Source organism: Clostridium luticellarii, from assembly GCF_002995845.1.
Taxonomy (GTDB): domain Bacteria; phylum Bacillota; class Clostridia; order Clostridiales; family Clostridiaceae; genus Clostridium_B; species Clostridium_B luticellarii.
Genome location: NZ_PVXP01000002.1, coordinates 82,853 through 103,536 on the forward strand (window position 1 = coordinate 82,853; position 20,684 = coordinate 103,536).

The 20,684-nt window shown below is 36.2% G+C and carries 18 protein-coding genes; all 18 read left to right on the plus strand.

All coding sequences use genetic code 11. The features are described 5' to 3' along the window. The first annotated feature begins 166 nt into the window (after positions 1-166). The 18 genes from CLLU_RS01300 to CLLU_RS01385 all read left to right on the plus strand — a co-directional run bounded on the left by CLLU_RS01300 (position 167) and on the right by CLLU_RS01385 (position 20,583). Complete coding sequence (locus tag CLLU_RS01300; protein ID WP_106007766.1) at positions 167-367, plus strand: DUF4177 domain-containing protein; 201 nt, start codon at positions 167-169, stop codon at positions 365-367. Between the two features lie 656 nt (positions 368-1,023). Then, positions 1,024-2,850 (plus strand): glutamine--fructose-6-phosphate transaminase (isomerizing), encoded by a 1,827-nt coding sequence (glmS, locus tag CLLU_RS01305; protein ID WP_106007767.1) that lies wholly within the window; start codon positions 1,024-1,026, stop codon positions 2,848-2,850. A gap of 271 nt (positions 2,851-3,121) precedes the next feature. Further along, entirely contained in the window at positions 3,122-3,361 is a 240-nt protein-coding gene (locus CLLU_RS01310) for a YdbC family protein (protein WP_106007768.1), read from the plus strand. A gap of 30 nt (positions 3,362-3,391) precedes the next feature. Next, on the plus strand, positions 3,392-4,501 hold the full coding sequence (locus CLLU_RS01315; protein WP_106007769.1) for an ADP-ribosylglycohydrolase family protein: 1,110 nt from the start codon (positions 3,392-3,394) through the stop codon (positions 4,499-4,501). A gap of 410 nt (positions 4,502-4,911) precedes the next feature. Continuing rightward, complete coding sequence (locus tag CLLU_RS01320; protein WP_106007770.1) at positions 4,912-5,754, plus strand: L,D-transpeptidase family protein; 843 nt, start codon at positions 4,912-4,914, stop codon at positions 5,752-5,754. A gap of 391 nt (positions 5,755-6,145) precedes the next feature. Continuing rightward, entirely contained in the window at positions 6,146-7,360 is a 1,215-nt protein-coding gene (locus CLLU_RS01325) for a PucR family transcriptional regulator (protein ID WP_106007771.1), read from the plus strand. Between the two features lie 173 nt (positions 7,361-7,533). Further along, positions 7,534-8,937: an APC family permease gene (locus CLLU_RS01330; protein ID WP_106007772.1), complete on the plus strand. Its 1,404-nt coding sequence runs from the start codon at positions 7,534-7,536 to the stop codon at positions 8,935-8,937. Positions 8,938-8,997: 60 nt separating this feature from the next. Beyond that, positions 8,998-10,377 carry a 4-aminobutyrate--2-oxoglutarate transaminase gene (gene gabT / locus CLLU_RS01335; protein ID WP_170065716.1) on the plus strand — a complete coding sequence of 460 codons (1,380 nt, stop codon included), beginning with the start codon at positions 8,998-9,000 and terminating at the stop codon, positions 10,375-10,377. A 146-nt stretch (positions 10,378-10,523) separates the two neighbouring features. Continuing rightward, positions 10,524-11,219 (plus strand): HAD family hydrolase, encoded by a 696-nt coding sequence (locus CLLU_RS01340; protein WP_106007773.1) that lies wholly within the window; start codon positions 10,524-10,526, stop codon positions 11,217-11,219. 477 nt (positions 11,220-11,696) lie between these two features. Beyond that, positions 11,697-12,404, plus strand: coding sequence for a CoA transferase subunit A (locus CLLU_RS01345; RefSeq protein WP_106007774.1), 708 nt, complete (start codon positions 11,697-11,699; stop codon positions 12,402-12,404). 21 nt (positions 12,405-12,425) lie between these two features. Further along, a complete protein-coding gene (locus CLLU_RS01350; RefSeq protein WP_106007775.1) occupies positions 12,426-13,091 on the plus strand; it encodes a 3-oxoacid CoA-transferase subunit B in 666 nt (221 codons plus the stop codon). A 756-nt stretch (positions 13,092-13,847) separates the two neighbouring features. Continuing rightward, the gene (gene cobO, locus CLLU_RS01355) at positions 13,848-14,402 is read left to right on the plus strand and encodes a cob(I)yrinic acid a,c-diamide adenosyltransferase (RefSeq protein WP_106007776.1); all 555 of its coding nucleotides are present in this window, start codon (positions 13,848-13,850) and stop codon (positions 14,400-14,402) included. Between the two features lie 33 nt (positions 14,403-14,435). Continuing rightward, on the plus strand, positions 14,436-16,133 hold the full coding sequence (locus CLLU_RS01360; RefSeq protein ID WP_420536121.1) for a methylmalonyl-CoA mutase family protein: 1,698 nt from the start codon (positions 14,436-14,438) through the stop codon (positions 16,131-16,133). A gap of 26 nt (positions 16,134-16,159) precedes the next feature. Further along, positions 16,160-16,564 carry a cobalamin B12-binding domain-containing protein gene (locus CLLU_RS01365; RefSeq protein ID WP_106007778.1) on the plus strand — a complete coding sequence of 135 codons (405 nt, stop codon included), beginning with the start codon at positions 16,160-16,162 and terminating at the stop codon, positions 16,562-16,564. A gap of 5 nt (positions 16,565-16,569) precedes the next feature. After that, positions 16,570-17,526 (plus strand): methylmalonyl Co-A mutase-associated GTPase MeaB, encoded by a 957-nt coding sequence (gene meaB, locus CLLU_RS01370; RefSeq protein ID WP_106007827.1) that lies wholly within the window; start codon positions 16,570-16,572, stop codon positions 17,524-17,526. Positions 17,527-17,559: 33 nt separating this feature from the next. After that, positions 17,560-18,750, plus strand: a complete 1,191-nt coding sequence (locus tag CLLU_RS01375) for a M24 family metallopeptidase (RefSeq protein WP_106007779.1) — start codon at positions 17,560-17,562, stop codon at positions 18,748-18,750. 42 nt (positions 18,751-18,792) lie between these two features. Beyond that, positions 18,793-19,770, plus strand: a complete 978-nt coding sequence (locus CLLU_RS01380) for a CoA transferase subunit A (RefSeq protein ID WP_106007780.1) — start codon at positions 18,793-18,795, stop codon at positions 19,768-19,770. Further along, positions 19,771-20,583, plus strand: a complete 813-nt coding sequence (locus CLLU_RS01385) for a CoA-transferase subunit beta (protein ID WP_106007781.1) — start codon at positions 19,771-19,773, stop codon at positions 20,581-20,583. The last annotated feature ends 101 nt before the right edge of the window (positions 20,584-20,684 follow it).

Here is a 20,684-nt window from a genome sequence, read left to right on the forward strand (position 1 = left end):
ATAAAAATGCACCATTGTGAAATTCAATGGTGCATTTTTATTTTAATCAATAGGGATTTAGGTTTTATTATGACTTGAAATTGGAAAGCATAATATTGGATACTAAATGATTTTTGCCTGTTTTAATGTGGTTTGAGCTATAAAATTTAAAAGGAGTGCATTTGCAATGAAATGGGAATACAAGGTGATTATAGCAGAGAAATTTTTGAGTTCAGCTGATAGCTTGACTGTGGAAGAAAAATTTAATGAATATGGTAAAGATGGCTGGGAATTTGCAGGAGTTTTACAAAAACCATATACCACACTGGGAAAGGATCCCAAGGTAGATGGAGACTGTATAGTACTTAAGAGACATGTGGAAGATTAGATTGCGGAAAGCCAGGCCATAGAAAATTAAAATCAGGGCAAAATCATTTAGTTAAAATCCAACTGGCACAGGAGGCTGCCGTTTCACAATATGTTAATATAAAATTAATAATTGGTTTCAGTATGTATTCACCTGTGTAAATTCTAAAAGAATGCCTGTATTTTAAGATAATCCAGGATAAATTCCATGTTTAGGATAACAGGATTTTATAATTACACCAGTTGACAAAAAATTAAATTAAATAATATAATGTATTGACGATAAATTTATATTGTCAATTATGTGGAGAGAGGGTGATAATTTTAAAATAATACAGACAATCAAAGCGCCAGAACTTAAGTTCGACTGACTAAATCAGAGATTTGGAGTCTCACTTAAGTTGACGAGGATGGGGAGTATCGAATCTTCGGCGGGTGCCCCACGGTATCGCACTACCGTTAACAACTGATAAAACCAGGAAGTAATTTCTGATACAAGATCAGTTTGGTGTAAAAACCTTTAATGAGAATCATGTGTGTGATTCTACAGCACAATTGCCTGAAAAAACAGCTGTAATTCAGGTTTTATTTGATTATGTTTTTTTGACCTGAGGACTGTATTGCTATTCAGGAAGATTCGTGCTTGCTAGTATATTTAAAATTGAAAGGAAGATCAATATGTGCGGAATAGTTGGATTTGTAGGTAAAAAACAGGCTTCACCTATTTTAATTGAGGGACTCAGCAAACTTGAATATAGAGGATATGATTCGGCAGGTGTTGCCATAATAGATAAAGATCACATAAATGTAGTAAAATGCAAGGGAAGACTTAGAAATCTGGAAAATAAGTTGTCGGAACATCCCCTGAAAGGCATAGTGGGAATTGGACATACAAGGTGGGCCACTCATGGTAAACCTTCTGATATAAATGCCCATCCTCATAACAGCCAGGATGGAACTATAAGTGTAGTTCACAATGGCATAATAGAAAATTATGTACAGCTAAGAGAATGGCTCACATCCAAGGGATATAAATTCGTATCTGAAACTGACACGGAGGTTATACCACAGCTTATAGAGTATTTCTATAATGGAGATATAGTCGAAGCAGTCATGAAAGCAATATCAAGGATAAAGGGCAGCTATGCCATCGGGGTTATCTGTTCAAAAGAACCTGGAAAACTGGTGGCAGTAAGAAAAGACAGCCCGCTCATAGTGGGACTTGGCAAAAATGAATACTATATAGCATCGGATATTCCAGCGGTACTCAACCATACCAGAGACATATATCTTTTAAATGACAATGAATTTGTTGTTATAACCGAAGATGGTGTAAAACTTTTAACTGAAGACAAAAAGGAGATAAAGAGAGATGTGTACCATGTTACCTGGAGTGCCAATGCTGCGGAAAAAGGCGGATTTGAACATTTCATGATGAAAGAGATACATGAGCAGCCAAAAGCAATAAAGGATACCATGACATCCAGAATTATGATGGATAAGCCTGTGACTTTGGATGATATAAAAATAACCAAAGAACAGATTGAAAATATAGATAAAATATATATAGTAGCCTGCGGAACTGCATACCATGCAGGGATAGTTGGAAAATACGTAATAGAAAAACTGGTGAGAATGCCTGTAGAGGTTGATATTGCTTCCGAATTCAGATATAGGAACCCTATAGTGAATGAAAAAACCTTGATGATAATCATAAGTCAGTCGGGAGAAACGGCAGACACTCTTGCAGCTTTGAGAGAAGCAAAAAAACAGGGGGCCAGAGTGATAGCCATAACAAATGTGGTGGGAAGTTCCGTATCCAGGGAGGCAGATGATGTTCTCTATACTTGGGCAGGTCCTGAAATAGCAGTGGCTTCTACAAAAGCATATGTTACCCAGCTCATTGCAATTTATATAATCGCACTTTTCTTTGCACAGCACAAAAAAACCCTTAGTGCGGAGAAGATAGAAGCTTTAAAGAAGGAAATGCTCTCCTTGCCTGTGAAAGCGGAAAAAGTACTGGGAAACAAGGAGATCGTCCAGGAATTTGCAGAAAAGACCTATAAAAAGGAAGATGTATTTTTCCTCGGCAGGGGTCTCGATTACGCCGTTGCACTGGAAGGATCACTGAAGTTAAAGGAGATATCCTATATCCATTCGGAAGCCTATGCCGGCGGTGAGTTAAAGCATGGGCCTATAGCGCTGATTGAAGATGGAACTGTGGTCATTGCAGGAGCCACTCAGGAAAAACTGGTTGAAAAGATGGTAAGTAATATAAAAGAAGTGACTACAAGAGGTGCCAAGGTTTTGGCTTTTGCTTTTGAAGGAGACAAGGATATTGAGAAGGCAGCTGATTCTGTCATATTACTTCCAAAGACACTGGATATATTTGCTCCGGTACTTGCGGTAATTCCACTTCAGCTTCTGGCCTATTATATTTCCATAAAGAAAGGCTGCGATGTGGATAAGCCTAGGAATTTAGCCAAGTCTGTTACGGTGGAGTAGACAGACTATAGGAGCGGACAGTTGTTATTGTTTTGAAATAAACATCAATATTTTGTAATAAAGCTTAAATTATAGTATGCAAGACAAATTAAATGCAACAGTAAAGTAAGACCGTATATTCCCCATAGTTGGGAGAGTGTGCGGTTTTTTACTATTTTTTTGTAAATTTATTATAAGCATATAAAAAGTTATGGGAAATATGCTATTATAAGATCATAATATGAATAATTGGAAAATGGGAAATATACTTGTTAAAAGGAGGAAGATTCAAATGCCCAATATTAAATTTGATATTGTTAAAAATATAGGAACACTGTCTGAAGGTTCAAGAGGCTGGAAGAAAGAAGTCAACATTGTGAGCTGGAACGACAGAAAGGCGAAGATAGATATTAGGGACTGGGATGAAAAAAATGAGAAAATGGGGAAAGGGATAACTTTAAATAAAGAGGAAATATCAGAGTTAAGGGACTTGTTAAATAAGATTGATATTGATGAACTGGATGTAGAATAGATCTTTTATTCTGTCAAGGAGGGAATGGTGGTGAAAGATATTGAAAAATACAGGGGATGTCTCATTGGAGGAGCCGCAGGAGACGCTTTGGGATATGCAGTGGAGTTTTTAGATGATAAGAGTATTTTTCAAAAATATGGAGAAAGTGGAATAACTGAATACTTTTTGGAAGATGGTGTGGCTGGGATTTCTGATGATACACAGATGACTCTCTTTACAGCTAACGGACTGATCTTAGGAACGACAAGGGGAATGACTAGAGGCATTATAGGGAAATATTCAGATTATATTGCTTTATGTTATAAAGATTGGTACAAGACTCAATTTAATGGCATCACAATAGATGAACACAATTATTCATGGCTGATTAATATTCCGGAGCTTCATGCATCACGGGCGCCGGGAAATACTTGTCTTTCAGCTATAGAGCAGGGAGCAGATGGCACAATAGAAAAACCCATCAATCAGAGTAAAGGCTGCGGAGGTGTCATGCGTGTTGCTCCCATTGGCCTTTATTTTGAGAGGAAAGGACATTTACAAAAAGAGGTGGATCTCATCGGGGCAGAAGCTGCAGCTATTACGCACGGACATGAGCTTGGATATATTCCCGCGGCTGTACTGGTACATATTATCCAGCTGGTGGCACATGACATAGATATTACATTGCTTGCTGCGGTACAAGAATCTATGGCAGCCATGAAAGAGTGTTTTCCTAATGCGAAATATTTGGATATTTTATTGAATCTGATGAAAAAAGCCATTGATCTATCATCCAGGGAGATGAATGATGTGGATGCAATACGGGAACTTGGTGAAGGCTGGGTAGCAGATGAAACATTGGCGATAGCAATTTATTGTTCATTGAAATACAGCAGCAGCTTTGAAAAAGCCATTATCGCCTCCGTAAATCATGGCGGGGACAGTGACTCAACAGGAGCGGTTACAGGCAGCATAATGGGAGCTTATCTTGGCTTACATGCTATACCGGAGAAGTATATTGAACATCTGGAACTTAAAGACACCATTCTTGAGATGGCGGATGATTTGTATAATGATTGCAAAATAACTGAATATGGCTCATACCATGATGATGTGTGGGAGCATAAATATATTTATCATGATTATGGTGGTAAAATGTAATTTTTTAATTATTTCCGCATTTCTTGCACCAATTCTACTTGTTTATCTGCCAAACTTTCTTTATAAGTTCATCCAGATCTCTTAATTGAGCATTGCCATTCATGGATATATACATCTTCGTTGGACAAGGCAAAGATAGATGTTGATAAGCTGGGTACAGAGTAAAAATGTTTAGTTTCTACATAAGATAAGTATATAAATAATATTATTCCGTGTTATAATATGCTTATAGAGTGTTAAATTTTAAACTTCACTATTTTATAGGTTTTTTGGTACCATTTGAGTGATATAATAATATGATGAATATAGGTTGTATTTATGTAACATATTGCAATATCTTATCTTAATTATTATTAAAGGGGGGATTTTATTTTTTAAATTAAAAGCAATAAAAGGGATGGGAGATCTATATGAAACGAATTTTATTAATAGGAATTATAGGTATGATAATAATTTTTAGTTTTTCTGCATGTGGTAATTTATCTGGCATATATAATAAAAAAGATGCCCAAAAAGTAAATGTTGTTAGTAATGTAACTCCGCATCCAAAAGAAAAAAAACCAGTATCACCGCCGCCCAGAAGTGTTCTTAGAGCGGGAGATAAGGGTGATGATGTAAAAGATATTCAAAAGAAGCTTAAAAAATTTGGGTACAGCGTAAATGAGGATGGAGATTTCGGAGAAGAGACAGTATATGCTGTAATGGATTTTCAACATAGACATGGCCTTACTACTGATGGTGTAGTAGGTGGAACTACATTGGAGGATTTAAAAAAGAAGCCTGTAGCAGAGGTAATGTACAAGCCTACAGCTCAAGTGGTGTCTGGATTTAATTCAACCTATTCTGAGGGTATAGTAAATAAATTGGACACTCAAAGCTATACTGATTACTATATTATGGTCAGTATACCGGAGCAGATGGTATATATTTTCAATGGAAGCATCCATAAATGGAAATTGATAAATTCATTTCAGTGTTCCTCGGGAACAGGCGGTACACCAACAGTCAAAGGTCAGTTCTTTGTAGGAATAAAGGGTTCGCAGTTTGAATCTGAAAATGGAGCAATACTAAAATATTTTACACAGTTTCAAGGGAATTATTTATTTCACAGTGTTTTATTTGATAAAAACGGAAATCTGGTAGATGGTACCCTTGGAAGATCCGCTTCTCATGGGTGTATAAGACTGGCTCTTGAAAATGCAAAATATATTTATGATAATGTCCCTATAGGTTCAGGAATTCTGATACAATAAAAATATTTGTTGGCTCACGAAAGAAATGAGAAACTTTGTTTCAAGTTTCTTTCATTTTTTGTGCTTGAATGGAATATGTAAAAATTATTGAAATATTGTATTTTTATAAGCAAAATCTATTGATTTTTTTATAAAATTGTAATATTATCATTTTAAAATAATATATTTAGTAAAATATACAGCTTAGATTTAGCAATTATTCAAGAAACATAGGATGAAAATTATGGAAGTGCCCTTGCTTTTTTATTTAAAAAGCAGGGCACTTTCATATATAAAAATAATTGAAAGATATAGTTAATATTTTAGTTATTTTGATATTTTTAAACCATTTATTTTAAACGTGATAGTCAGAAAAATTGATGAATTAAATTATACAAGGGGGCAATAAATCATGATAGTGAACTGTGGGAATGTTGATACTCTGCCTTATGCAGACAAATTAAAACTTGTAGCAGGAAGGAATGGATTGGATAGGATTATAAAATGGGTTCATTACCTGGAAAACCCAGAATATATTGTATGGTTAAAAGGAGGAGAACTGATTCTGACAACCTGTGTATTTATGAAGGATGTAACTTCTGAACTTTTAAAACTTGTAAAAGAATTAAATTCCAGGAAAGTATCCGGTCTTGTACTGAACATAGGACCATATATTAATGAAACTCCTAAAGAGGTAATAGATGCCGCAAACTTTTTTGATTTCCCCGTATTTGAACTTCCTTTTCAAGTGAGATTTATTGATATAAGCCAAAGCATATGCAGGGAAATTTTTATGAGCAGACTTCAGCAGGAGTCCATGAACAGCTTTATGAAAAATATAATTTATGGAGATTTGCCCTGCAGTGAAGAAACCATAAACAGGGCAATTTTTTATGGATATGATCCTGATAAAGTATATTGTACTTTTGTAATATTCATTGATAATTTTACCAAACTCGTTGCGAAGAATGGGACCTGGGATGAAGAAGCTGCATTTGGTGTCATGCAGCAAATAAGTCAGGTGATAATAGATGTTATGAATGATTATGATGAAAGTGTTATTCGTGTAATCGAAGGCAATTCTATTATAATTATATTTCCTGTGGACAAGGGAAAAGAAGCTAAAATTAATTCAATGGCTCAGAATATAGTTGAAAATATGAAACGTAAATTGAAGTATATCAAAATAAGTATTGGAATAGGGGGGGTGTGGAGAAAACTGGAGAATTTTAAGCGCAGTGTAGATAGAGCACAAAAAGCCCTAAAAGTTTTAGGAATAATGAAAAATAGAAATAATATATGCAATTATGATGATATTGGTATATATAGGCTATTATTTGAAATGGGAGAAAAGCAGGATATGAAAATATTCTATTATGATATTCTTGGAAAATTAATTGATTATGATTCTAAAAATTCTACGGAACTGCTTCAAACTCTCAAGGTATATATAGAAGAAAATTGCAACCTCGTAAGAACGGCTCAATTGCTTTTTGTTCATAAAAATACAGTGAAATACAGAATTAGAAGAATAGAGCAAATATGTAATTGTGACTTGAGAAATATGCATGATCTGCTGAATTTTGATATGGCTTTTAAGATAAAAGATTTCACAAAATGTATTTAAAGGACAAACTGCACCCCCTATAATTGTCCATTTTATATATATAAATTTCAATAACAACATGATAAATTGTATATGATATATTTAATAAATCAATAAATTAATCGGCATAAACTTAACAATATTACATTAAAGCAAGCGGAAAATTATAAGCTCTAGTAAGGGGGAATGAAAACATGGAAAGTTCTAAATTAAAAAAAGATAACTTAAGTATGATTGAAACAATAGCTCTTTCGGTAGCTATTGTAGCTCCAACTGCTTCAATGTCACTTAATGTTCCACTTATGGCACAGACCGCAGGATTTTCTTCACCATTTGTATTTTTTGTTTCCATGATAATCGTGGGATTTGTATCTTATTCTATAATTAAGTTCAATCAATATTTTTCCAGCGCAGGTTCTCTTTATACTTTTACAAAAGAATCTCTGGGAGAAAAAATGGGGTTTACATCTGGATGGACACTTTTACTTGCATATATGATGCTGGTAGCAGGATGTACAGCCGGGCTCGGTACTTTTTGCTCCAGTCTGCTCAATGTATTTGGAATTCATGTGGCCTGGCTGCCGCTTTCATTGATCTTTTCAATTGTGATGATATTTGTGGGAATTACAGATGCCAAAATAAGTACCAGGATAATGCTGATAATGGAAGGAATATCAATTACACTCATATTGATATTGTCTTTAGTTATTATATACAAAGTTGGAACCACTACAGGTTTGAGTCTGGTGCCTTTTAAAAACAATGGAAATAAGATGTCATCTATTGCCAGTACTTCTGTTCTTGCATTTCTGGCTTTCATAGGCTTTGAAAGTGCATCTAGTCTTGGGGAGGAAACTAAAAATCCCAAAAAATATATTCCAATTGCTATAGTGAGTGCAGTGTTTTTGACTGGCCTGTTCTATTTGATATCAAGTTATTCCCAGGTTATAGGGTTCGGGGTCAATTCAGAAGGCCTTAAGGCATTATCTGAATCTTCACTGCCTCTTACTGATCTGGCAGGTAAGTTTATTTCCAGGAGTTATGGTACTTTTCTAATTTTATCTGCCGTATTGTCCTTCTTTTCATGTGCCCTTGGAGCCGCCTGTGCCGGAGCGAGAATGCTTTTTTCAATGAGCAGGGATGGGATAATGCATAAGAGCATGAAGAAAATTCATCGTAAATATAGTACGCCTTATGCTGCATTGATATTTATAGTAGCTGTTTCCATGGTTATACAGATTTCTATGTTTTACAAGGAAGGAACTGAAGTGTTTCAATACTGTGCTACTATTGGGTCTTTGGCCATACTTGTTTCATATTTATTTACAAGTGTTGGTGCAGTAGTTTATTTTACAAAATATAAGATATGTTCAAAGATAAGTCTGTTTATGCCGGGCCTGTCAGTACTGGTACTGGTGTGTGTACTGGCTGCAAATATCTATCCTGTTCCCGAATTTCCGAGTAATTTGTTCCCCTATATAGTCTTTGGATGGATTGTACTTGGACTTGTACTGGAGCACAAATTCAAACAGGATACTGCTGATAAAAAAGTTATAGTAAATGGACGGAGTGAAGATATAACCGAAAATATAGTTTAGAATCTCTGATATATGTAGAAATATATTTCAGATAAAAATAATAATTTGGAGGAATTGAATATGATTGAAGAGAGTATTGCAAAAATTAGGACTGAAATACCTGGCCCAAAATCAAAGGAGCTTATTAAAAAAAGGGAAAAATATGTGGCTAAAGGAATCGGGTGTGCGGCACCTATATTTGTAGAAGAGGCAGAGGGAGCCCTTATAAAAGATGTAGATGGTAATGTGTTTGTGGATTTTGCAGGGGCTGTAGGAGTCCAAAATGTGGGGCATAGAAATGATAAAGTAGTAAAAGCTGTAAAAGCCCAACTGGACAAATATATTCATCCTTGTTTTCATGTAAATATGTATGAGCCTTATATTTCACTGGCCCAAAAATTGGTGGAAGTAACTCCGGGGAATTATCCTAAAAAAGTCATGTTCGCAAACAGCGGTGCTGAAGCTGTGGAAAATGCCATCAAGATAGCCAGAGCTTATACAAAAAAATCGGGTGTTATTTCTCTTCAGGGATCTTTCCATGGGAGAACCAACATGACTATGTCCATAACAAGTAAGTATAAACCATATAAAGACAATTTCGGACCATTTTCTGCAGAAACCTATAAGACCTGCTCCGCTTATTGTTACAGATGTCCAGTTGGGCAAAAATATCCGGACTGCGGTATAGCTTGTGCAGGGCAGTTGAATACTATGCTGAAGACTGTGATTTCCAAGGATTCAATAGCTTGTTTGATAGCAGAGCCAGTACAGGGAGAAGGTGGTTTTGTAGTGCCTCCAAAAGAATATTTCCAAAAACTGCAGAAAATATGCAATGAAAATAACATAGTATTCATTGTAGATGAGGTTCAAGCTGGCTTTGCAAGAACGGGTAAATTGTTTGCCCATGAGAATTTTGGTGTGGATGCCGATATCATAACCATGTCCAAATCCATAGCCAACGGCATTCCTCTAAGTGCGGTTTTGGGAAAAGCTGAGATCATGGATGCTGCCTGTGTTGGAGGCATAGGAGGAACTTATTCAGGAAGCCCTCTGGGATGTGTTGCCGCACTCAAGGTAATAGAAGAAATAAAGGAGAAGAAGCTCTGTGACAGGGCTAATAAAATTGGACAATATATACTGAACAGGCTTAACCAGATGAAGGAGAAATATAATGTAATAGGGGATGTAAGAGGCCTTGGAGCCATGATTGGATTGGAGTTTGTGAAAGATGGAATTACCAGGGAGCCTTATAAGGAGCTGGTTGATAAGGTAATAGATTATAGCTTTAAGCATGGGGTTATATTTTTAAATGCAGGCTTATACGGTAATGTGATAAGATTTTTGCCGCCTCTTGTAATGACTGAAACTCAAATCAAATACGGCATGGATGTACTTGAAGATGCGATAGGTGAAATTACTGACACTAAGACAAAAGAGAAAAAGTACAAAAGTCTTGTTTAATAACTGAATAATAAAAAATGGGGATTGTGTATTTATTATAAGGGATGATATACGATCCCTTATTTTTTTATAATGATGTTTTTTCATTGACGGGTAGATTACATTGTACTACAATGTAAAAAATATTGTGTTTGGAGGGTGAATATATGAAGCGTTTTAAATGTATAATGTTTGACTGCATGGAGACCATTGTAGACATGACTCAGCTTCCGGAAAAAAGCGATTATGCACTTTGGGCATTTCAAGGTTCAAGATGTGAGGGGCATTTCAAAAATTTCGAGGAATTTTATGCGTATTACAAGAGGGCAGATGAACATATCCTATCCAATATTCACCAGTATAGAGAATATGACTTTGAAGATATATATGTAGATATTATGAAAGAAAAGCATTTTGGTGAAAAAGAAAGTAGGGAGCTGGTGGAGGATCTTCTTGAAAATTTCTGGACAAGTTATAGAGATAAGTGCTACGTGAAAAAGGAAATTAAAGAGACCATTTCTTATTTAAACAGGGAATATGTCCTGGGAGTAGTTTCAAATTTCAAGGTAAAAGGGGGCATAGAAGAACTGCTCAGATACACTGGTGTAAGAAAATATTTTAGTTTTGTAATCAATTCCGCAGAAGAAGGATGGAGAAAACCTCATCCCCGCATATATGCATCAGCTTTGACGAAAGCTAAATTTTCAAGTGAAGATACATTATTTATAGGAGATGATTTTGTCAATGATTATGAAGGACCCCGGAGCTCAGGGATCGCAAGCATACTTTTTAACAAGGGAAAGAGTGTTAAATACAGTTGCAGAAAAATAAATAATTTTACAGAACTGCGGGAAATATTGTAGTAATAAATATATTGAAAATATATTTAAGCAAGCAAGGCAAAATATATAAAGGAAGAAGCAATGTTTGTAGTTTTAACCTACAGTAAATCGATATGATCGATGAAATTTAGGTAATTGATTACAGGTTAAACATAGTGTATAATAAATTTTACAGGAAATAATATTCATTGATAAGATTGGTAATTTTACTGTTGATCATTTGAAATCGAAACCAGAGTTCATATTAGTGGACATTTGAAAGTGAATTTTTTTGAAAAATCATAATATTTATGAGTCTAAAATTTGTATATTTTGATCTTATGGAATTCAAGACAGGATTTAATATGGAGACTACGAATCAAGAGGTAACGAAAGGTAGAATTATCCAGATTAGAAATGAAGGGGGATTTGTTTATTGATAGAAATTAGCTAATTACGATAAAATTGATATAGTGTCATATATAAGGATTATTTAGGTGTTTGGGGGGAAATGCAAATATGCCAGAATTTTTGGAAATGGAAGAAGCTATAAAAAAATATGTAAAAGATGGATCGGATATTATGATTGGAGGATTTCTGGGAAGCAATGTACCATTGATGGCTATCGATAAGTTGGTGAAACTTAGCATAAAAGATTTAACCCTTATATGTTCAACAAATTCTTTTCCAGGAGGAGGATTTGACGTAGGATTGCTGTTTGATCACGGACTTGTAAAAAAATTTATAGGTTCCCATATAGGAACTAATCCAACTGCCGTAAAACAATATATTGAAAATAAAGTAGAAGTAGAGTATTGTCCTATAGGAAGTTTAGTAGAAAGAATAAGATGTGCTGCTGCTGGACTTGGTGGAGTATTAACACCTACCGGAGTGGGAACTTTAGTGGAAAAGGGTAAAAAAAAGATAAAAGTAGATAAAAGGGAATATCTTTTAGAAACTCCTTTAAAAGCGGATATTGCTCTGATAAAAGCCCAAAAAGCGGATAAAATGGGTAACCTTGTTTATAAAGGCACTCCTAATGCTAGTACTTTAATGGCCGCAGCTGCAGATATTACTATTGTTGAGGTTGAAGAGATAGTTGAAAACGGTGAAATTAAACCTGAACTAGTTCAAACTCCAGGAATTTTTAATAATGTGATATGTAAAGGATATAGCTGTCAACAATATAAGGATAAGATGTTAAAAGTATGGAGCAGATTACGGTAATTTGGGAGGGAAGAAGTTTAAATGAATAAGAGAAATAAAATAGCAAAGAGGGCTGCTAAAGAATTAAAAGATGGAATGGTAGTAAATTTAGGGTTTGGTATTCCAATCTTAGCGGCAAATTATGTTGATAAAGGAGTAAACGTTATTTTACAGTCTGAAAATGGTATTTTAAATTATGGAACAAACATAAAAACCAGTGAGGGAAATCCATTTTTTTGTGCAGCGAGTGGGGAACCGGTGGCTGCGTTACCCGGATGTTCTATTTTTACATTGGACATGTCTTTTTTAATTTTGAGAGGTGGACATGTAGATATGACTATATTGGGAGCTTTAGAGGTGGACTCAGAGGGGAGTATAGCTAACTGGGCAACCCCCTATGGAAATAATAAATATGGACCCGGAATGGGAGGAGCCATAGATATATTAGTAGGTACTAAAAAAGTGGTAGTTACTATGACACATAAATCCAAAAATGGTGAACCTAAAATTAGGGAAAAATGTTCCATGCCTTTATCAGCAGTTAAAGCTGTAGATTTGATTATTACTGATGAAGCTGTAGTAAGGGTGACAGATGAAGGATTGCTTCTGGAAGAAATAGCACAGGGGCTTACGGTAGATGAAGTTGTTAAAGATACTGAAGCGAAGCTTATTATATCGGATAATTTAAAGGTAAGTGAGATTTTATAATTAGAGAATATTAGTGTTGAGAATTTTATGTTCTATTGATAAATATTAGATAGTAAATTGCTATGTATAAAATAATTTTATGAAAAGTCAAATAGTCAGAAGTTAAGATTTCAAAAAAATCTTAACTTCTGACTATTTACTAAAAATCATGTTAAATTCAATTTATGCACCATGTTACAGAAACTTGAAAAAATTAAGTGTTTCTGATAAAATAAAATAGAGTAAATATTTAAATTTTCATACGTATACTTTAGATTGTTAAAAAAAGAACAAATATACTGAGATACTATGATTTTAGAATGAGATAAATTATAATAAATTTCAACTCACAATATCTTCATCTGAAAGTTTGTATTTCAGGTGTTGTTTTTGTATGAATTTTTACATTGTTTTTATGGATAGCTTTTTCTCTGCCAGCTTTGATTTTTCATTGTTAGCGGTGGAAATTCTATAATATATTTACCAAGTGCTTTCTAAGTTCAGACCAGGTTTATTTAAAGGAATACTTCCTCGTGTCTGAATCTTAGAAAAACTTATCCGGGAGCTATATTTAATGTTAAAGTTTGAATATTGGGATTTAATTTTGGTAGAGTTTTGGCTTTATATAAAAAGTACCATTAATTGATAGTTCTTCTTTGCGTTTTGAACTTTGTAATAAATGTAGCAGCCTTTGGATAAGTTGAATGCCGGATTAATAAAAAACAAGGGATTCAGGGTTATGTTTAAATTAGCAAAATTTGGGAAGAAGGTGATAAGATGTCGACAGTGCAATCGGTACAATCAACTATTGCTAAACGAGGTCTAGTGATGGTAGTTACGGGTAATGGCAAGGGCAAGACGACTTCAGCATTTGGTCAAGCTTTACGTGCTATTGGGCATGGATATAAAGTATGTGTTATCCAGTTTATGAAGGGTAGAAAATACGGGGAAATCATAGCAGCAGAAAAATATATTCCGGATATTACAATTATTCAAAGCGGTCTTGACAGTTTTGTAATGAAAGATAATCCAGCTCCGATAGATATTGACCTTGCCAAACAGGGATTTAAAAAGGCTCAGGAAATTGTAAAAAGCAAAAAATATGACCTGGTTATCCTAGATGAGATTAATGTTGCTGTCAATTTTAATTTGATTTCAGAACAAGAGGTAATAGATTTAATCAAACAAAAACCCCTTGAAGTAAATCTGTTATTAACCGGTCGTTATGCTTCTGATAAAATTGAAGAAGCTGCAGATATGGTAAGTGATATAACTGAAGTTAAACATCACTATAATGCTGGAATTAAAGGTCAAGCAGGAATTGAATATTAATTTGATTTTCATAATTTATTTTCTAAACTAAGAATGGAGGTAGAAGAGTTGTTTGATAAACAAGTTCTCGATAAATCTAGTGAATTGCATAGAAAGTGGGAAGATGCAGTTAAAAGGACAATTGCTAAACACCCGGATCAGAAGGAAAATTGGACGACTGTTTCAGATCAGCAGATAAAGAGGATATATGGTCCGGAAGACATTAAGGATATGAATTTTGAAAAGGATATATCTTATCCTGGACAGTATCCGTTTTTAAGAGGAAACCAGCCTACAGGATATCGTGGAAAGTATTGGACCTTCAGAATGTTTTCAGGTATGGGTACAGCTATAGAAACCAATGAAAGATGGCATTATCTTCTGTCTACAGGGCAGACGGGGCTGAGTACTGCTTTCGACTTCCCAACTCTGATGGGTTATGATAGTGATTCTCCTAAAGCCAGAGGTGAAGTTGGAAAATGTGGAGTTGCCATAGATACCATTGCTGATTTTCAGGATCTTATAAAAGGTATTCCACTGGACAAAATAAGTACTTCCATGACTATCAATCCACCGGCTACGGTACTTTGGGCAATGTACTGTGCATCAGCACAGATGCAGAATGTCCCTCTTACAAAGATAAGCGGTACTATACAAAATGATATGCTTAAAGAATTCATTGCTCAGAAGACATTTATGTGTCCGCCTGAACCATCGGTAAAACTTATCAGTGATACAGTAGAATTTGGAACTAAATATGTACCTAGATGGAACACTATAAGTATCAGTGGATACCATATCAGAGAGGCAGGTTCCACTGCTGTTCAGGAGTTGGCATTTACTTTGAGGGATGGTGTGGAATATGTAGAAGATGCCATAAATCGTAAGGGATTGAATGTAGACGATTTTGCACCTAGATTGTCATTTTTCTTTAATTCTCATATCGATTTCTTTGAAGAAATTGCCAAGATGAGAGCTGCCCGTAGGATGTGGGCAAAGATCATGAAAGAACGTTTCAAGGCAAAGAATCCTCGTTCACTATGGATGAGATTCCATACTCAGACTGCAGGATGCTCGCTTACAGCACAACAGCCTTATAACAATGTGGTAAGAACAGCTGTAGAAGCTTTGGCTGCTGTTATGGGAGGAACTCAGTCCCTTCACACCAATTCACTGGATGAAGTATTGTGTCTGCCTTCTGAACAAGCAGTACAGATTGCTCTTAGAACCCAGCAGATTCTTGCAGAGGAGACTGGAGTAGCAAATACCACGGATCCACTGGCAGGGTCTTATTTTGTTGAAGCTCTTACAAATAAGATGGAAAAAGAAGCTTGGGATTATATAAATAAAATTGATGAAATGGGCGGAATGGTTGCTGCCATAGAAAAAGGATTCCCTCAAATGGAAATATCAGATGCAGCATACAAGTTCCAGCAGCAGATAGATGCAAAGAAGAAGGTTGTAGTTGGAGTCAATAAGTATGTAGAAGAAAACGAAAAAGTGGATATTCCGATGGTGGAAATTGATGAGTCCGTGGAAAAAGAACAGCTTAAACGTTTGGCTGATGTTAAGAGGCAGAGAGATGGACGCCAGGTTTCCAAATGTCTTAAGGATCTGGAAAGCGCATGTAAAAAGGGAGAAAATGTTATGCCTTATTGTATAGAAGCAGTTAAAGCCTACGCAACTGTTGAGGAAATCTGCAATGTCTACAGAGATGTTTACGGTGAATACCGTGATCCTGGCATATATTAATCAAATAACTCAAGGAGGAATATGTGATGTCAAATAGAAAAATTCGTGTATTGTTGGCTAAACCAGGACTTGATGGTCATGATCGTGGTATTAAGGTACTGGCTAGGTGTTTTCGTGATGCTGGTTTTGAAGTAATTTATACAGGATGTCATCAGACTCCTGAACAGATTGTATCCGTTGCTCTTCAGGAGGACGTAGATGTGGTCGGTTTGAGTTGTCTGTCCGGAGCACATAAAACTCTGTTTCCTGAAGTAACTAAAATATTAAAGGAAAAGGGTGCTGATGATATTGCCGTTATAGGTGGAGGCATTATACCTGAACAGGATATGGATGCGCTTCATAAAGCTGGAATTCAGGCTATTTTTACCCCGGGAACTCCATTGGAGGAAACTGTGGACTGGATCAATAAAAATGTAACTCCGAGGGCGTGAATATGATGAATGAATTGAGCAAAAAGGTGTTAGAAGGAAATGTACGAGCAGCTTCACATATTATAAGAAACCTGGAGGATCAGATTCCAGGTACTGATGAAATCATGAGAGAGCTTTTTACGGCTTCCGGTAAATCCCACATTGTGGGGTTTACTGGTGCACCTGGAGCTGGTAAAAGTACTTTGATTGATGAACTTATTACAGTATACCGCAAGAAAAATAAAAGCATTGGTGTACTGGCGGTTGATCCAACCAGCCCTTTTACAGGAGGTGCAATTTTAGGTGACAGAATTCGTATGATGAATCATTCACAAGATGAAGATGTATTTGTCAGAAGTCTGGCAACAAGAGGATACATGGGAGGCCTTTCCAAAGCTGTAGGTGAGGGCATTCATGTTATGGAGGCTCTTGGGAAACAAAAGGTCATCGTAGAAACCTGTGGAGTGGGACAGCAGGAAGTGGATATAATAAATCACGCCCATACGGTGGTGGTGGTGCTTGTACCTGGAATGGGTGATGAGGTTCAGGCCATTAAGGCAGGTCTCATGGAAATAGCGGATATTTTTGTCATCAACAAGGCGGATCGTGATGGAGCAGGTAAGCTTTATCAGGAGCTGATAAATATGATAGCCATGTCATCCAAAGAGGGCAGCTGGAAAATTCCGGTTGTCAAGGTAACTGGTTTTAAGGAGCCCAAGAAATTTTCTCAAGATGTAGAAGAGGTATACAACAAGATAGAAGAGCATCATAAGTATTTGGTAGAGAGTAATCTTCTATCAAGCCGTATAAGAAGAAAGGCTGCAGCAGAGCTCAATGAGGCACTGTGGGCCAAAATACTTCAACCGGTGCTAGATGATTTGAATTCCAGCGGAGAAATTGAAAAGCTGGTTGATAAATTGGTCAGCAGGGACACAGACCCTTATACTGCTGCTGAGAAAGTAGCACGTAAATATATGAAATGATTAATTATATTAGGTAATAAGGGGGAAAAACATATGAAATGTACTCCAAAATCTGAGGTATATACTAGAATTTCAAATTTTCAAAGAGAGCTGCAGGATAAAAATATAGATGGTGCAATTGTTTTGTTAAACAGTGACATGTTTTATTTTACAGGTACAGTCCAAAAATCATTTTTGTATATGCCTTGTGATGGTGAACCTATACTTATGGTAAAAAGAAGTATGAGAAGAGCTTTAGATGAATCTCCTCTTAAGAATATAGTACCAATTAAAAGTCCCAGACAAATTCCTCAAGTTTTATCAGACTTTGGATATGATTCTATTAAAAAGATAGGACTTGAGCTGGATGTATTACCGTTCAATATTTATACAATTTATAAAAATATGTTTCCAGATGCCAAATTTTATGATGTTTCTCCTCTTATAAGGGGTATAAGAGCTATAAAATCACTTTATGAAATACAACTTTTACAAAATGCAGTAAGCATAATAGGTGAGTCATTTTTACAGGTGCCTTCTTTTCTTCGAGAAGGTATGTCGGAGATGGAACTGGCTGCGTTATTTGAAGCTGAAATGCGCAAACGTGGATATTCTGGATTCTGTAGGACTAGGGCTTTTAATCAGGAATTCTTTTATGGAAATGTATGTACCGGAGAAAGCGGATTTTATCCAAGCTTTTTTGATGGACCTGTAGGAGGATCAGGTCCTTCAGTATCCCATTCCCAAGGAGCAGGATGGAAAAGGGTAAATAAAAATGAAGTTGTTTACATAGATTATACCTGTGTCATTGAAGGGTATGCGGGAGATCAAACCAGAGTATTTTGTATGGGGCAGCTTACTCCAAAAATGGTGAAGGCATTTGATGATGCGGTGCTTATTGAATCTGAAGTGGCTAAATCCATTAAGCCGGGTACACTGGCAGAGGAGCCCTATTTTTTAGCTCTCAAGATGGCAGAGGAAATGGGATATAAGGATAATTTTATGGGATACAAAGAAGATAGGGTCAAGTTTTTAGGTCATGGTATTGGCTTGGAATTAGATGAGTGGCCAGTACTTGCTAAGGGATTTAAATCTCCTATTATGCCTGGAATGACTTTTGCCATGGAGCCTAAATTTGTATTTCCTGAAGGTTGTATTGGTACTGAAAATAGTTTTGTTATGACGGAAACAGGATTGAAAAATATGGCTACAATTCCTGAAGTAATTACTTATTTAGATAAATAGATTAAAAATAGAATTTATTGCAAGTTAGAAGGGGGAAATAAATTGAGTAAGCCTAAAAAGATTACATTAAAGGAAGCGGCTTCTTTAATAAATGATGGTGATGAGATAACTTTTAGCGGTTTTACCATCTGGAGACGTCCTGTGGCAATTTGCTATGAGTTAATTAGACAGCACAAGAAAAATTTACATCTATTTGAAGTACAGGGCGGATTTCACAGTGATCTATTGGTAGGCGCAGGATGTGTGAGCATCTGGGAAGGTGCCTGGATGGGTCAGGAAATGTTGGGCAAGATAGGAGAAAATCTGGCACGTAAGCAGATGAGTGGTGAAATTCTGGTTGATGATTACAGTCATGGTCAGACTGCTGGAAGACTTATGGCAGGAGCATTGGGACTGCCCTTTTTCCCCTGTGCACTCTCCATGGGTACGGATATTTTCAACCCTGAATATGATCAGCTTGCTAGAGCGGGTTTAAGGGATGGAAAACATCGTAATATTCCCGCTAAAAAGTATGTAATAGCAGATGATCCCTTTTTTGGAAGGGGAAAATGTGCACTGTTTCCTGCTGTAAATCCTGACGTAGCTTTGGTCTATGCACCTATAGTAGGAGATGAAGGTACTGTGCGTGTACTTGCACAGCCATATAATGATGAGGAAGTTATAAAAGCTTCCAAAAAGGTAATTGTAATATGTGAAGAAATTGTACCTGATGAATATTTAAGAAGAGATCCTGCTGCCAATATAGCTTCCGGTTATCAGATTGATTATGTGGTGGAGTGTCCTTGGGCGGCACATCCAACCGGTTCACAGTATTACTATGATACTGATGCAAAGTTCTTAAAAGATTATAACCGCAATGTGCGTGATCAGAAGGCTTTTGACGAATTTGCAGAAAAGTGGATATTCAGTGTGAACAGCCATGAAGAATATCTGGAGAAATTAGGTGTAAGGAAGCTGGAAGAACTGCGTGCTAGTTCCATTATGGGTTATTCAACCAGGGCTAAAAGGGGGAAGAGATAAATGGCTAATTCAGAAGAGTATTGCAAACCCGGGGAGTTCAAACCTATAGATTTGCTGGCTGCTGCAGCTGCCCGGGAGGTTAACGATGGAGACGTTGTATTTGCAGGTACTGGTCTTCCAATGCTTGCTATAACTTTGGCCCAGCATCAGCATGCACCTAATGCGGTATGTGTATACGAAGGAGGAAGTATTGACGGAAGACCACTTGATATACCCACTTCTGTAGGTGATGCCCGATGTGTTTATCAAGCTTCCAGGGCTACTGGATTATTTGATGCCTTTTATGGACAGTTACATTCAGGTTATGTGGATTTAGGCTTTTTAGGCGGAGCCGAAATTGACAAATACGGGAATGTAAATTGTACGGTAATAGGCGATTACAATCATCCTAAAAAAAGATTTACAGGAAGCGGGGGCAATGCGGACATTTGTTCTTTTGCCAAAAAAACCGTGTTTATCATGGTTCAGGAAAAACGTAGATTTAAAGAACATGTTGATTATGTAACTTCACCAGGCTGGAAAATAAGAAATTGGCCGTCTGGAGAATGGGTTTCCAAAAAGGAGGTTTACGGTTCATATTTTCAGGGAGGAGTTTCTGCTGTAATTACAGATATGGCAGTATTTCGCTTTGATGAAAATGGTGAAATGTATCTGGATACCGTACATCCTGGCTTTACAGTTCAGGATGTCATTGAACATGTAGGTTTCAAGCTCAATGTGTCCAGAGTGTCCGGAGAAACATTGCCGCCTACTAAAAAACAGATTGAGCTGCTGTACAATGATATAGATCCGGAAGGTATATTCCTGCCGTAAATAATAGATTACTGGAGTGTTGCATTGGTAATTTTTTAAATTGCTGTGAACACTTCTTTTTTATAGCTTTAAAATTATGTTGTTCTTAATGGGTTATGATA